Origin of the sequence: Janthinobacterium sp. BJB426 (genome assembly GCF_002735705.1) — a bacterium.
Classification (GTDB): Bacteria; Pseudomonadota; Gammaproteobacteria; order Burkholderiales; family Burkholderiaceae_D; genus Janthinobacterium.
Genome location: NZ_PDZL01000003.1, coordinates 1 through 15,084, shown reverse-complemented (window position 1 = coordinate 15,084; position 15,084 = coordinate 1). Strand labels below are relative to the sequence as shown.

At 61.2% G+C, this 15,084-nt stretch carries 12 protein-coding genes and 1 pseudogene; 7 read left to right on the top strand and 6 right to left on the bottom strand.

Features of this window, described 5'->3' with window-relative positions:
• Positions 1-6: 6 nt before the first annotated feature.
• The 4 genes from CSQ93_RS05555 to CSQ93_RS05540 form a co-directional block, all read right to left on the bottom strand.
• Positions 7-1,197 (bottom strand): hybrid sensor histidine kinase/response regulator, encoded by a 1,191-nt coding sequence (locus CSQ93_RS05555; RefSeq protein ID WP_099377163.1) that lies wholly within the window; start codon positions 1,195-1,197, stop codon positions 7-9.
• Positions 1,194-2,072, bottom strand: coding sequence for a CheR family methyltransferase (locus tag CSQ93_RS05550; RefSeq protein ID WP_099377162.1), 879 nt, complete (start codon positions 2,070-2,072; stop codon positions 1,194-1,196). Before CSQ93_RS05550 ends, CSQ93_RS05555 begins: the two co-directional genes overlap by 4 nt.
• On the bottom strand, positions 2,072-5,554 hold the full coding sequence (locus tag CSQ93_RS05545; RefSeq protein WP_099377551.1) for a response regulator: 3,483 nt from the start codon (positions 5,552-5,554) through the stop codon (positions 2,072-2,074). Before CSQ93_RS05545 ends, CSQ93_RS05550 begins: the two co-directional genes overlap by 1 nt.
• A 230-nt stretch (positions 5,555-5,784) precedes the next feature.
• Positions 5,785-7,131, bottom strand: coding sequence for an MFS transporter (locus CSQ93_RS05540; RefSeq protein ID WP_099377550.1), 1,347 nt, complete (start codon positions 7,129-7,131; stop codon positions 5,785-5,787).
• A 217-nt stretch (positions 7,132-7,348) separates the two neighbouring features.
• Between CSQ93_RS05540 and cyoA the strand changes: the two genes are divergently transcribed.
• From cyoA to CSQ93_RS05505, 7 genes are all read left to right on the top strand, one after another.
• A complete protein-coding gene (gene cyoA, locus CSQ93_RS05535; protein ID WP_233516059.1) occupies positions 7,349-8,332 on the top strand; it encodes a ubiquinol oxidase subunit II in 984 nt (327 codons plus the stop codon).
• Between the two features lie 84 nt (positions 8,333-8,416).
• Positions 8,417-10,420: a cytochrome o ubiquinol oxidase subunit I gene (gene cyoB, locus CSQ93_RS05530; protein WP_099377160.1), complete on the top strand. Its 2,004-nt coding sequence runs from the start codon at positions 8,417-8,419 to the stop codon at positions 10,418-10,420.
• The gene (cyoC, locus tag CSQ93_RS05525; RefSeq protein WP_034788486.1) at positions 10,413-11,051 is read left to right on the top strand and encodes a cytochrome o ubiquinol oxidase subunit III; all 639 of its coding nucleotides are present in this window, start codon (positions 10,413-10,415) and stop codon (positions 11,049-11,051) included. Before cyoB ends, cyoC begins: the two co-directional genes overlap by 8 nt.
• Positions 11,048-11,434 carry a cytochrome o ubiquinol oxidase subunit IV gene (cyoD, locus tag CSQ93_RS05520; protein ID WP_034788483.1) on the top strand — a complete coding sequence of 129 codons (387 nt, stop codon included), beginning with the start codon at positions 11,048-11,050 and terminating at the stop codon, positions 11,432-11,434. The genes cyoC and cyoD overlap by 4 nt, the downstream gene beginning before the upstream one ends.
• Entirely contained in the window at positions 11,431-12,273 is an 843-nt protein-coding gene (locus CSQ93_RS05515) for an SURF1 family protein (protein WP_099377159.1), read from the top strand. The genes cyoD and CSQ93_RS05515 overlap by 4 nt, the downstream gene beginning before the upstream one ends.
• Positions 12,257-13,606, top strand: a complete 1,350-nt coding sequence (locus tag CSQ93_RS05510; RefSeq protein WP_099377158.1) for an ATP-binding protein — start codon at positions 12,257-12,259, stop codon at positions 13,604-13,606. Before CSQ93_RS05515 ends, CSQ93_RS05510 begins: the two co-directional genes overlap by 17 nt.
• Positions 13,596-14,132, top strand: coding sequence for a response regulator transcription factor (locus tag CSQ93_RS05505; RefSeq protein ID WP_099377157.1), 537 nt, complete (start codon positions 13,596-13,598; stop codon positions 14,130-14,132). The genes CSQ93_RS05510 and CSQ93_RS05505 overlap by 11 nt, the downstream gene beginning before the upstream one ends.
• Here CSQ93_RS05505 and CSQ93_RS05500 read toward each other — a convergent pair whose 3' ends face one another.
• Together CSQ93_RS05500 and CSQ93_RS05495 are read right to left on the bottom strand one after the other, a co-directional pair.
• Positions 14,133-14,885, bottom strand: coding sequence for a hypothetical protein (locus CSQ93_RS05500; RefSeq protein WP_158301132.1), 753 nt, complete (start codon positions 14,883-14,885; stop codon positions 14,133-14,135).
• A 38-nt stretch (positions 14,886-14,923) separates the two neighbouring features.
• A pseudogene (locus CSQ93_RS05495) lies at positions 14,924-15,084 on the bottom strand (IS1595 family transposase); the annotation flags it as partial.

Below are 15,084 nucleotides of genomic sequence, written 5' to 3'. Positions count from 1 at the left end.
CGGGCCTCAGCTGCCGGCCAGCGGCAGGGTGACGCTGAACAGGGCGCCATTGCCGGGCTGGCTTTGCAGGGTGATGGCGCCGCCGTGCGCATCGACCAGCTGCTTGGTGATGAACAGGCCCAGGCCCAGGCCGCCCGTGCGGTCCTGGTGGATGACGCGCTCGAAGGCGTCGAAAATGCGTTCCTGGTCGCGCGCGTTGATGCCGATGCCATGGTCGCGCACTTCGATGACGGCGCTGTTCTGCGTGTGCGCCAGGCTGATTTCCACGGGCTGGCCCTGGCCGTAGCGCACGGCATTGCTGATCAGGTTGACAACGATCTGTTCGACGCGGAAGGCGTCCCAGAAACCCTGGATCGGCTCGAAGGCCATCACTTCCAGCACGCTGCCCGTCGTGGCAGCATATGGCGTCAGGTCGTCCGCCACGCGGCGCACGAGGCTGGTCAGGTCGACGGCTTCGCGGCGGATCGACAGCTTGCCGCTGGTGATGCGCGACACGTCGAGCATGTCGTCGATCAGGCGCACCATGCTGCGGATTTGCCGGCCGTCGCGCGCCACCATCTTGCCCAGCTTGTCCGGCTCGAAGGCGGCCAGGTTGCCCCGTTCCAGGTTGACGGTGCGCATCTGCGTTTCCAGGAACAGCGTGTTCAAGGGCGTGCGCAATTCATGCGCCACCATGGACATGAATTCGTCGCGCAGGCGCAGCGAGCGCTGCAGTTCCGCCTGCGTGGCGCGCAATTCTTTCAGCAGTGCTTCCTGCTGCTGGCGGCTGTGCTCGAGCGCCTGCACCTGGCGCCGCGTTTCGCTGCGCTGCTGGTGCAGGGCCACGAAGACGTTGACCTTGCTTTGCACGGCATTGATGTCGAGCGGCTTGTGCAGGAAGTCGACGGCGCCGCTTTCATAGCCCTGGAAGGCGAAATTCATTTCCTTGCCGGCCGCCGTGACGAAGACGATGGGGATGTGGCGCGTCTTTTCCGTGCCGCGCATCAATTGCGCCAGTTCAAAGCCATCCATTTCCGGCATTTGCACGTCGAGGATGGCCAGCGCGAAATCGTGTTCCAGCAGCAGGGCCAGCGCTTCTTCGCCCGAGGATGCCTGGTAGACGCTGCGGTCGCTCTCGCGGATCAGCGCATTGAGCGCGCGCAAGTTTTCCGGCAAGTCGTCGACGATCAGCAGTTTGGTGCTTGTTTCATTCATCATGTTTCATTCCTGGCATGGCTTTGCCGTCCAGCGTAGTGGGAAGCGGCGTGCGACGGCGCACGCTTGCGGTAGAGCTTTTCGGGACCCGGCAATGGCTCGAAGTCGGCGGCAAAGCGGGTGAAATGCGTGCTTTCCTTGCTGCCCAAACCGAGGAAACCCCGGTGGCACAGCGAGTCGTGGAACAGGCCCAAGGCCCGCTCCTGCAAGGTTTTATTGAAGTAAATCAGCACGTTACGGCATAAAATCAATTGCGTTTCAATAAACACACTGTCCGTGGACAGGCTGTGGTCGGCAAAGTTGATACTGTCGAGCAGGTGCGGCTGGAAGCGCGCCGTGGCATGCTCGACCGTGTAGTAGTCGGCCAGCTGGCCCAGGCCGCCCGCGGCCAGGTAGTTGGCGCCGTACTCATCGAGCCGGTGCAGCGGATACACGCCGCGCGCGGCCGTGGCCAGCGCTTGCGGATTGATGTCGGTGGCGTAAATCGTGCTGCGTTCGAGCAAGCCTTCCTCGTGCAGCACGATGGCCAGCGACAGTGCCTCTTCGCCCGTGCAGCAGCCGGCCACCCAGATGGTCGGTGACGGGTAGGTTTTCAGCACGGGCACGACCTGTTCGCGCAAGGCGAGGAAAAAAGCCGGGTCGCGGAACATTTGCGTGACGGGCACGGTCAAAATCTGCAGCAGTTTGCCAAAGGCGGCTGTGTCGTCCAGCACCAGTTGCTGCAAGGCTGGCACGTCGGCGCAATGGAAGCGCTCGAGTGCCTGATGCAGGCGGCGCCGTTGCGAGGGCAGCGAATAGTCGCGGAAATCATAGCTGTAGCGCTGATAGATCGCCTCCATCAGCGCCTGCAGTTGTACGTCCGTGATGCGCAGGGACATCAGATGCGTTCCATCTTCGGCATCCACACGCGCAGCAGCGAATACAGGCGGTCCAGGTCGATCGGCTTGGCCAGGTAGTCGGACGCGCCTGCCTGCAGGCATTCCTCCTGGTCATTCTTCATGGCCTTGGCGGTAATGGCGATGATGGGCAGCTTGTTGTAGCGGCCATCGGCGCGGATCAAGCGCGTCGCTTCGAGGCCGTCCATGCCCGGCATCATGACATCCATCAACACGAGGTCGATATCGTCTACGCTGTTGAGCTTGCTGATGGCTTCGAAGCCGTTGCGGCCGATTTCCACCACCACGCCTTTTTGTTCCAGCGCATTCGTCAGGGCAAAGATATTGCGCACGTCGTCGTCCACCAGCAAAATCTTGCGCCCTTCAAACACGCGTTCGCGGCTGCGCACCTGCTGCAACATGCCCTGGCGCTCGCTCGACAATTCCGATTCCACCTTGTGCAGGAAGAGGGTCACTTCGTCGAGCAGGCGCTCGGGCGAGCGGGCGCCCTTGATGATGATGGAACGCGAATACTTCATCAGGTCCGCTTCTTCCTCGCGGCTCAGGTTGCGGCCCGTGTAGACGATGACGGGCGGGAACGAGCACAGTTCTTCATGTTCCATGCGTTCGAGTAACTCGTTGCCCTGGATATCGGGCAGCTTCAAGTCGATGATCATGCAGTCGAAAATCTGTGTTTTCAGCAATTCCAGCGCCTGCTCGCCCAGCGCCACGGCCGTGATTTCCACGTCGTCGTCGCTGATCAGGTGCACCACGCTTTCGCGCTGGCGTTCGTCGTCCTCGACCAGCAGGATGCGCTTCATCTGCTGCGTAAACTTCGATTCGAGCTTGCGGAACACTTCCTTCAGCTGCTCGCGCGTGCGCGGCTTGGTGGCGTAACCGATGGCGCCCAGTTGCATGGCTTCCTGGATCTGGTCGTTGCCGGAGACGATGTGCACGGGAATGTGGCGGGTCAGCGGGTTTTCCTTCAATTGCTGCAAGACCAGCAAGCCCGGACGGTCCGGCAAGCCCATGTCGAGCAGGATGGCGTCGGGCAGGAATTCTTGCGCCAGGCGCAAGCCTTCGTCGGCGCCGTGCGCCACCAGGCAGCGGTATTGCATTTCATGCGCAAGGTCGAACAGGATGCCGGCAAACGACGGTTCATCCTCGATCACCAGCACGGAACGCTGGCCCGTCTTGACGGCCGGCACGCTATTCCTGTCATCCTCAAAGGTGGGCAGCGGCACGGGCTTGGCGGCAGGCGCCGCCTTGGGTGCGGCGGCCGCGATTTTTGCGGGCGCCTGCGGCGCGGCGGCCGGCACGCTTGCCGCTTCCACTGCGCGTTCCGGCATGACGGCTGGCAGCACCAGGGTAAACGTGCTGCCCTGGCCCGGGGTGCTGGCCAGCTCGATGCTGCCACCCAGCAAGGCGGCCAGGTCGCGCGAAATCGACAGGCCCAGGCCCGTGCCGCCGTAGCGGCGGCTGGTGGTGCCATCGGCCTGATGGAAGGCGTCGAAAATCTTGTGCTGCTGGTCGCCGGCGATGCCGATGCCCGTATCCTGCACCTGGAAGCGCACCTGGCCGGCAGCATCCGTGCTCACGTGCAAGGACACGGTGCCCGCATCGGTAAACTTGATGGCGTTCGACAGCAGGTTTTTCAGGATTTGCTCGAGGCGCTGGCGGTCGCTGACGAAGGACGGCGGAGCATCCGGCGCCACCTTGACGTCAAACACGAGTTTCTTTTGCTGCGCCTGGGCGCCGAACAGCATCCTCATGCTGCTGAGCAGTTCGTCGAAGGGCACGGCTTCCGGCGTCAATTCCAGCTTGCCCGCCTCGACCTTGGAAATGTCGAGGATATCGTTGATGAGGGTCAACAAATCGTTGCCGGCCGAATAAATGGTTTGCGCGAACGTCACTTGCTCCGGCGTCAGGTTGCCGCTGGTGTTGTCCGACAGCAGCTTCGACAGGATGAGCGAGCTGTTCAGTGGCGTGCGCAGCTCATGCGACATGTTCGCCAGGAATTCGGATTTGTAGCGGCTGGCCCGCTGCAGCTCTTCGGCGCGGGCTTCCAGCTGGGCATGCGCCTCGCCGATGGCCATGTTTTTCTGGTCCAGCGACAGCGCCTGCACGGCCAGCTGCTCGTTCGACTGCTCCAGTGCCGCCTTTTGCTCTTCCAGGTGGGCTTGCGACTGTTCCAGCACGCGCGACTGTTCGCCCAGCTCCTCATTGGCCGTACGCAATTCTTCCTGCTGCACTTCCAGCTCTTCATTCAATTGCTGGGTTTCTTCCAGTACATTTTGCAGGCGCTGGCGGTACAGGGCCGCTTCCAGCGAGGTGCCGACATTCGCGGCAATCAGGTTCAGCCATTCCTTGGCGCGGGCGCTGACGGGATGCGTAAAGCCCAGTTCGATGACGCCGTTGACGACGCCTTCGTTGTTGACCGGGGTCAAGACCAGTTCCAGCGGCGTGCCGCGGCCAAGGCTCGATGTCACGGTCAGGTAATTCTCGGGCACCTGCTGCACATGCTTGAGGCGCTTTTCGCGCGCCGTCTCGCCCACCAGGCCTTCGCCCAGCTTGAAGACTTGCCTGTCCTTCACGCCCTGGTCGTTGAAGCCGTACACGGCCGTGCGGCGCAGGCTGCCATCCTCGTCGACCACGTACAGGGTGGCGACGGCCACGTCGAGGCGGTGGGCCAGGAAATCGAGCACATGCCGTCCCAGCTGCGGCAGGCCCAGCTGGCCACTCGTGTGGGCCGCCAGTTCCGTCTGCCCCGTGCGCAGCCACGCTTGTTCCTGCAACACATCGTTATCCTTGCCGCGTTGTTCGAGCGCATCGTTGTAGATGTCGGACAGGCGCAGCAGTTCGCGCCGTCCCAGGTAGGCCAGCAAGCCCGACAATCCCAGGCTGAGGATCAGGAACACTACCACGGCCAGCATGGTACGGCTTTCAGCCGTATCGGCCCGTTCCTGGCGCAGCCGCTGCTCCATCGACAGGAAAGTGAGGAATTCGCGGCGGATTTCGTCAAATTCCAGCTTGCCTTCGCCCTGGCGCACGCGCGCGAGGAATTCCTGGTTGCTGCGGCGCTGGGCGATCACGCCTTCCGCGTAATCGAGCCACTGGCCTTGCAGCGCGCGGATGCGGCGCAAGCGGTCCACCTGGATGGGGCTGTCGGATACCAGTTCCAGCAGGGTGTTCATTTCGACGGCGATCTTCGCCTTGCCCGACTTATACGGCGCCAGGAAAGTCTCGTCGCCCGTCAGCAAATAGCCGCGCATGCCCGTTTCCAGGTCAACCGACAGCTTCATGACTTCATTCGCATTGCCGATCACCCGTTCGGAATGCTCGACCGAACGCAGGGCCGAGAGCAGGTAGGCGATCAGGCCGACAAACACGAGGGCGGTGATGACCCCGATGACCAGCGGCAAGGTCACATTGCGGGCGAGGATGCGGCGAAAGCTGAAGGAGTCGATCGGGGTCTTGGTATTCATCATGTCCGTGTAAGGCTGTCGCGAAAAAATCAATTTTAATTGAAATGCAAGTTTTCTGGTGGTCAAGCAAAGTGTGCGCTAGCATAACAGCCTTGCGGTCAATTGCCGATTCGTAAGCCTGTGCAATGCGGGGCAGCGCACAGATGAGGTGGCGTGGCTGCCAGGCATAAAAAAACGCCGGACGGTGCCGGCGTTTTTCAGTGCTGCGCGCGCTGCGCTGTATATATATGTCAGTCGCGGATTTCCAGCGCCCGGTTCAGGCTCAGGGCAGCCAGCGAAGCGACGGCGCCCGACAGCAGGTAGAAGCTGACGTAGGCGAGGCCGAAGTTGGCCGACAGGCCCAGTGCCACGAGCGGGGCGAAACCGGCGCCGACCAGCCAGGCCAGGTCGGACGTCAGGGCCGCGCCCGTGTAGCGGAAGCGGGCAGGGAAGTTGGCCGTCACGGCGCCGGCTGCCTGGCCGTAGGACAAGCCCAGCAGGCTGAAGCCGACGAGGATGAAGACGTCCTGGCCCGTATTGCCGCCGCCCATCAGGGTCGGCACGAAGGCGCTGAAGATCGCGATCAGCACGGCCAGCACGCCCAGGGTGGTGCGGCGGCCCACTTTATCGGCCAGCAAGCCGGAAATCACCACGCCGATGGCAGCCAGCACGGCGCCCAGCATCTGGATTTGCAGGAAGTCCGAGGCGGACCGGGTTTGGTAGACGGAAATCCACGACAGCGGGAACACGGTCACCAGGTGGAACAGGGCGTAGCTGGCCAGCGCGGCGAGGGCGCCGATCAGTACGTTGCGGCCCTGGCCGCGGCTCATTTCAAATACGCTCACAGGCTGCAGTTCGCGTTCGTCGAGCAGGCGCGCATATTCATTCGTCGACACCAGGCGCAGACGGGCAAACAGGGCGACCACGTTGATGGCGAAGGCGACATAGAAAGGATAGCGCCAGCCCCAGTCGAGGAAGTCTTCATCCGTCAGGGTGGTCAGCATGAACCAGAACAGGCCGGCGGCGATCAGGAAGCCGGCAGGCGCGCCCAGCTGGCCCAGCATGGCGTACCAGCCGCGCTTGTTTTCCGGCGCGTTCAGGGCCAGCAGCGACGGCAAGCCATCCCACGATCCGCCCAGGGCCACACCCTGGCCGATGCGCAGCACGGACAGCCAGATGATGGCGGCAAAGCCCAGGTGCGAATATGTTGGCAGGAAGGCGATGCCGGCCGTCGACACGCCCAGCAGGAAGAGGGCGATCGTCAGCTTGGCGCTGCGTCCCATGCGGCGCTGGATCTCCATGAAGATCACGGTGCCGAACGGACGGGCGATGAAGGCAAACGAGAAAATCAGGAACGCATATAAAGTACCTTCCAGGCGTTCTTCAAACGGGAAGAAGACGCGCGGAAACACCAGCACCGAGGCGATGGCGTAGACAAAGAAGTCAAAGTATTCGGAAGCGCGGCCGATGATCACGCCGACGGCGATCTCACCGGGGTCGATATGCGATTCGACCGTGCCGGCCCCGCGTGCGTCGCGCAGGGAGTGGGGGGAAAAGTCGGCGGGTACATCCCCGCTGTGTATGCGCGTGCTGGACATGATGATCGTCTCCAATATAGTTTCGAGTTCGGCCAACGCGTAACATACCCCGGGTGTCTCACGCCCGGAGTAGGACTATTCAATAGATAGCTGTAGGAAAACTCCGCAACTACCGAGTGAAAATCCGAGCAAGGGGTAGGACAAAACGTCCAATTGCCAACGCGCTCCAGTGAGAATACAGTACCATATCTTCATCCCCTGTACTGGACTTTCCTGTATGTTTTCATTAAAAGTTCGTCGCGGACTGCTTCTTTTACCCCTCGCATTGTTGGCTGGTTGCAATACGGTGGTACTGAATGCGTCTGGTGACATCGCAGTTCAGCAAGGCAATCTGATTGTCATCTCGACATTGCTGATGCTGTTGATTATCGTTCCGGTAATCGCCCTGACCCTGCTTTTCGCATGGCGCTATAGAAAAAATAACACCGCGGCCAAATACGAGCCGGACTGGGACCACTCGACTCGCCTCGAGCTGATCATCTGGGGCGCGCCCCTGCTGATCATTATCGTGCTGGGCCTGCTGACCTGGATCAGCACCCACACCCTCGATCCATACCGCCCATTGAGCCGTATCGACGCCAACCGTCCAATTCCTGCCAGCCACAAGCCGATGATCGTCGAAGTCGTGGCCCTGGACTGGAAATGGCTGTTCATCTACCCGGAGCAAGGCATCGCTTCCGTGAATGAACTGTATGCGCCCGTCGATCGTCCGATCCGCTTCAAGATCACCGCGTCGTCCGTCATGAACTCGTTCTTCATCCCCGCACTGGCAGGTCAGATCTACGCCATGCCGGGCATGGAAACGCAGTTGAATGCCGTCATCAACAAGCCTGGCGTCTACAAGGGCTTCTCCGCCAACTACAGCGGTGCCGGTTTCTCGGGCATGCGCTTCAAGTTCCACGGCGTGAATGATGCGGACTTCGACAAATGGGTGGAATCGGCACGTGCCGGTGGCGGCGCGCTGAACCGCGACGACTACCTGTCGCTGGCCCAGCCTAGCGAACGCGACCCGGTGCGCCGCTACAGCGCCGTACCTAACGATCTGTACAAGGCAATTCTGAACCGCACCATCGTTTCCGACGCCCTGTGCGTGACGCCGGTCGAGCCATACAAATTGACGATGGCAAATAGCCCGGTAGCGGCCGTAACGGCAGTAGTCGCTAGCGATGCAGTAGTTGAAAAGGGCGTTCAAGCCAAGTAACGACTGCATGAATCCCGCAGCGCATTGCGCTGCAGATACTGGCGCCGCTTGCCTGGCGCCTCCCTTTTTTCTCTGAGAGTAACAATGCTAGACCATATTGATCTGACGAAGCTTATATTCGGCCGTCTGACTTGGGATGCAATTCCATTTCACGAACCTATCCTGCTGGCGACCTTTGCGATGGTCGCCCTGGGCGGTATCGCACTCGTTGCGGCACTGACGTATTTCCGCGTCTGGGGTACCCTGTGGCGCGACTGGATCACCAGTATCGACCATAAAAAAATCGGTATCATGTACATGATCCTGGGCCTGGTCATGCTGCTGCGCGGCTTTGCCGACGCGCTCATGATGCGTACCCAGCAGGCGATCGCCTTTGGCGACAATGCCGGCTTCCTGCCACCGCATCACTACGACCAGATCTTCACCGCCCACGGCGTGATCATGATCTTCTTCGTCGCGATGCCTTTCGTGACGGGTCTGATGAACTACGTGGTGCCGCTGCAAATCGGTGCGCGCGACGTGGCTTTCCCTTTCCTTAACAACTTCAGCTTCTGGATGACCACCATGGGCGCTGCCCTGGTCATGGCTTCGCTGTTCGTCGGCGAATTCGCCCGCACGGGCTGGCTGGCTTATCCGCCGCTGTCGGGCATCGTCGGCAGTCCGGACGTGGGGGTAGACTATTACATCTGGTCCTTGCAGATTGCCGGGGTCGGGACGCTATTGTCCGGTGTCAACCTGATCGCCACCATCGTCAAGATGCGCGCGCCAGGCATGACCTGGATGAAAATGCCAGTCTTCACCTGGACCGCACTGTGCACCAACATCCTGATCGTCGCCGCTTTCCCTGTGCTGACGGCCGTGCTGGCCATGCTGTCGCTGGACCGCGTTGCGGGCTTTAACTTCTTCACGACGGAACTGGGCGGCAACGCCATGATGTACGTCAACCTGATCTGGATCTGGGGTCACCCAGAGGTCTACATCCTGATCCTGCCACTGTTCGGCGTGTTCTCGGAAGTCGTCGCCACGTTCAGCAGCAAGCGCCTGTTCGGCTACGCCTCGATGGTGTACGCCACCTGCGTCATCATGATCCTGTCGTACCTGGTATGGCTGCATCACTTCTTCACCATGGGTTCGGGCGCCAGCGTCAACTCCTTCTTCGGCATCACGACGATGATCATCTCGATCCCGACGGGCGCGAAGATCTTCAACTGGCTGTTTACCATGTACCGCGGCCGTATCCGCTTTGAACTGCCTATGCTGTGGACGATCGGCTTCATGGTCACCTTCACCATCGGCGGCATGACCGGCGTGCTGCTGGCCGTACCACCAGCGGACTTCGTGCTGCACAACAGCCTGTTCCTGATTGCCCACTTCCATAACGTGATTATCGGCGGCGTGGTCTTCGGTGTGTTCGCTGCAATCAACTACTGGTACCCGAAAGCCTTCGGTTACAAGCTCGACGCGTTCTGGGGCAAGTGCTCGTTCTGGTTCTGGTTCGTCGGCTTCTACCTGGCCTTCATGCCGCTGTACGTGCTGGGCCTGATGGGCGTGACCCGTCGTGTCAACCACTTTGAAGATCCATCACTGCAAATCTGGACCATCATCGCCTGGTTTGGCGCCGTCTCGATCGCACTGGGTATCGCTTCCATGCTGATCCAGTTCTTCGTCAGCTACCGCAACCGTCACGCCCTGCGCGACGTGACCGGTGACCCATGGGGTGGCCGTACGCTGGAATGGTCGACGTCGTCGCCACCGCCAGACTATAATTTCGCCTTCACGCCACAAGTGCACGAACTCGATGCATGGACTGACATGAAGAAACACGGTTACCAGCGTCCGACGTCCGGTTTCACGAAGATTCACATGCCGAAGAACACCTGGGCTGGTTTCGTGATCGCCGCACTGTCCGCACTGGTTGGTTTTGGCCTGATCTGGCAAATGTGGCTCGTCGCCAGCATTGGCTTCGTGATCATGATGATTACCATCATCGTCCATACCTTCAACTACAAGCGCGATTACTACATTCCTGCGGAAGAAGTGGTCCGTACCGAAGACGCTTATACTAAATTGCTGAGCAGCCATGTCTGATACCATCGCCCATAACACCGGCGCCGCTGGCGCCGCACCAAGCACGCGCAGCTACTTTGTGCGCGAGCACCACCCGGAAAACGGCAGCCTGCTGGGTTTCTGGCTCTACCTGATGAGCGATTGCCTGATCTTCGCCTGTCTGTTCGCCACGTACGCCGTGGTCGGCCGCAGCTATGCGGACGGCCCGACGGGCGCCGCGCTGTTCGACCTGCCGCTGGTGGCCGTCAACACGGCCATGCTGCTGCTGTCGTCGATCACCTACGGCTTCGCCATGCTGGCCATGCAGCGCAAGCAATTGCGCAGCACCCTGGTCTGGCTGGGCATCACGGGCCTGTTCGGCCTGGCCTTCCTGTCGCTGGAAATGTATGAATTCATTCATCTGATCCACGAAGGCGCCGGTCCGCAGCGCAGCGCGTTCCTGTCGTCGTTCTTCGCCCTGGTCGGTACCCACGGCTTGCACGTGACGTTTGGCGTGATCTGGCTCGTGACCCTGATGTTCCAGTTGAACAAGCATGGCCTGACCCCGGAAAACGGCCGTCGCATGATGTGCCTGTCGTTGTTCTGGCACTTCCTGGACGTCATCTGGATTGGCGTCTTCACCTTTGTCTACCTGATGGGAGTGCTGCCATGAGCGACCACCACACACACGGCGATAGCCACCACCATGACAATCACGATCATGGCAGCCTGAAAAGCTACGCAATCGGCTTCATCCTGTCGGTGATCCTGACGGCCATTCCTTTCTGGCTGGTGATGACGAAAGCCATCACCAACTCGGGCACCATGGGCCTCGTCCTGCTGGCGTTCGCGGCTGTTCAAGTGGTGGTACACATGGTGTACTTCCTGCACATGAACACCAAGTCCGAAGGCGGCTGGAACATGATGGCGCTGATCTTCACCATCATGATCGTGGGTATTGCCATGGCCGGTTCCCTGTGGGTCATGTACCACATGAACCACAACATGATGCCGGATCTGATGCCTGAGTACATGCATACGAAAACGGCTCCATGATGAGTAATACGCGCCCAAGCAACACCGGGCGCGCCCCTGGCGTCGCATCGCAAGATGCCGCGCCAGGCCCACGCGGCATGGTCGTGCATTATTCAAAAATTGCACTGGCCTTGCTGGCGGGGATCTTATTTGCCGGTTTCTGTGCCCTGGGCACCTGGCAAGTCAAGCGCCTGTTCTGGAAGCTTGACCTGATCGAGCGCGTCGAACAACGCGTACACGCGCCCGCAACGGACGCGCCTGGACCTGCAGCCTGGGCCAGTGTCACGCAGCAAACGGATGAATACCGCCATGTGCGAGTCTCCGGTACCTATCTCCCCATTTTCAATACCCTGGTGCAAGCAACGACGGCACTGGGCAGCGGTTACTGGCTGATGACGCCCTTGCGCCTGGCCGATGGCAGCACCGTGCTGGTCAACCGCGGCTTCGTGCCGAAACGCGAAGGCATCGCCGCCAGCACGCCGGCCGGCATCGTCCACGTCGACGGCTTGCTGCGCGTCAGCGAGACGGGCGGCGGTTTCCTGCGCGAAAACAGTCCTGCCACGCAGCACTGGTATTCGCGCGACGTGGCCGCCATCGGTGCCTCGCACATGCTGAGCAACGTGGCGCCGTACTTTGTCGATGCGAAGGAAAAATCGGAAACGGCTGCCGACGCCCCCGTCGGCGGGCTGACCGTGATTTCCTTCCACAACAACCACCTCGTGTACGCCTTGACGTGGTTCGCCCTGGCCCTGATGGTGGCCGGCATCACGTGGTGGCTCGTGCGCGAAGACAAGCGCCGCCGCGCGCGTGGCAAGAACCTTGATCAATCGCAAGAAAGCGACCATGCCGGGCAGGATTGAGATCCTGCCCAACCGCGAGGTATTAGAACGCGGTGCGGTGGCTGCCGAGATGGAACATCCGGCCGGCCACCAGAACATGAAGTTGCTGATCCAGCTGCGCTGGCTGGCCGTGATCGGCCAGATCAGCACGATCTTCGGCGTGGGCGTGGGACTGGGCATCGCCTTGCCCGTGCCCTACATGCTCGAGGTGCTGTCCTGCCTCATCGCCTTCAACCTGGCCAGCCTGCTGCGCTGGCACGAGCGCCAGCCCGTGTCCAACACGGCCCTGTTCCTCGCTCTGCTGGTCGACGTCACCGTGCTGACGGCCCAGCTCTACCTGAGCGGCGGCATCAGCAACCCGTTTGCCTTCCTGTACTTACTGCAAGTCATCCTCAGCGCCGTCCTGCTGGAAGTGTGGTCAACCTGGATCATGGTGGCCATCACGAGCCTGTGCCTGGCCGGCCTGGCCTTGCTGCCCGGCCCCTTGATCCTGCCGATCGACCCGGAGCGGGGCTTTTCCAGCCTCTACGTGCAGGGCTTGCTGATCTGTTTCATCCTGAACGCGGCCTTGCTGGTGGTGTTCATCACGCGCATCAACCGCAACCAGCGCGCCGGCGACGCCAAGGTGGCGGACTTGCGCCAGCGCGCGGCGGAAGAAGAGCACATCATCCGCATGGGCTTGCTGGCTTCGGGCGCCGCGCACGAGCTGGGCACGCCGCTGGCGACCCTGTCCGTCATCCTCGGCGACTGGCGTCGTATGCCGGAATTGAGCAAGAACAGCGAGTTGCTGGAAGAAATCACGGAAATGCAGGCGCAGTTGCAGCGCTGCAAGAGCATCGTCAGCGGCATTCTGTTGTCGGCGGGCGAGGCGCGCGGGGAATCTTCCGTCAAGACGACGATCAATACCTTCCTCAACGACCTGGTCGACGAGTGGCGCACCAGCCGCCCGATCCAGGATTTCGAGTACGATAACCGCATCGAGCACGACGTACCCGTCGTCTTCGATTCGACCCTGAAACAAACCATCTGCAATGTGCTCGACAATGCGCTGGAAGCGTCGTCCGACTGGCTGCGCTTCGAAGCGACGCGCGAAGCGGATGCCTTGCACTTGGTCATCACCGATGCGGGCCCAGGCTTCGAGCCGTCGATGCTGACGCATCTGGGCAAGCCGTATCAAAGCAGCAAGGGCAAGCCCGGCGGCGGCCTGGGCCTGTTCCTAGTGGTGAATGTTGCGCGTACCTTGGGCGGTACGGTGACGGCGCGCAACCGCGTGCAGGGCGGGGCGGTGGTGCACCTGGCCTTGCCGCTGGCGGCCATCAAACTGGAAAGAGAAAGCGACCACCATGCAGGATGACCGTCTGTTATTGATCATCGAAGACGACGCCGCGTTTGCCCGCACCCTGGGGCGCTCGTTTGAGCGGCGCGGCTACCAGGTCATCCTGGCCACCAATTTCGATGAAGCGAGCGCCTTGCTGGAGCAGCATTGCCCCGACTACGCCGTCGTCGATTTGAAACTCAATGGCAATACCTCGGGCCTGGCCTGCGTGCAAATGCTGCACCAGCACGACCCGGAAATGCTGATCGTCGTGCTGACCGGCTACGCCAGCATCGGCACGGCCGTCGAAGCCATCAAGCTGGGCGCCTGCCAGTACCTGGCGAAACCGTCCAACACGGACGACATCGAAGCGGCCTTCGGCCACGTGGCCGGCAACGCCGACATCGAACTGACCAACCGCGCCACCAACATCAAGACCCTGGAATGGGAACGCATCCACGAAATGCTGGCCGAGACGGATTTCAATATCTCGGAAACGGCGAGAAGGCTGGGCATGCACCGGCGCACCTTGGCGCGCAAGCTGGAAAAGCAGCGGGTGAAATAGTCACTGCGCAGTTTGGGCGTCGTCGAACGTCAGCTCAAGTACGCTGTCGTCGCTCCAGTCCTGCTCCCGCAGCGGCGGCGTGAACGACGTTCCGCTGAAGGGCACGGGCGCGCTTTTGCCGTTGTAGCTGATCGTCGCGGCCGCGATGCGCCGGGGTTCTGAAAAGCTGTAGGTGCCTTTTTGCGACACGAAATTGCAGGGCCCGCCCAATGCGCCCATCGCCGTGCGCATCGCAAACGGCAAGGTGTCCTTGTCGATGGCCCAATGGACCTCGCACGCCAGCCGCAGGTCGCCCAGGCGGCGGATGGTGTCGCTGGTGGCCGCGCTCCTGACGTAGGGTATCCACCTGACCGACCCAGCCTTGCGGTTCACGGTCAACTCGGCCTGCTCATACAGCGGACCTTGCTCGACGGGCAAGCTGAAGATATTGCGCTCGCCCAACGCTATCGCCATGCCCGCGTCGTCGCTTTCCAGCCTCAGCGCGATGGCGTGCATGTCGACATCGGCACGGCGCGGCTCCAGGATGAAGCGCAGCTGCGCGCCAGGCGCCAGAGCATGCTTTTCCTCGAAGCGCTTGACGCCCTTGAGCATGGCACTGTAGGGCTTCCAGTCAGGATCCCGGATGCCTTGGACATTGACGGAGGCTGCGGCCTCCTGGCCGGCTGGCTCCACGGCTTGCGGCGTGTCCGCCCGGGCCTGGACCGCGGCGGCGCATAAACACAGCAGAAAACCAGTTTTTTTGATTGCACGCATATTCATCCTGTTCATTTGACTCCCAAGTAATCGTAAGGCTATGTCACCGTCAGATGTGGGAATACTCCCAGGGTTGCTTTCAATAACGTTTCTGGTGAACGGATGCGTCTGGCGTCGAGTATCCAGCGCCAGCCCAGGTAATTTGGCAGGTAGCGCGTGGCCACGCCATGAAACGGACCGAGCCATTGTCTCAGGCGGC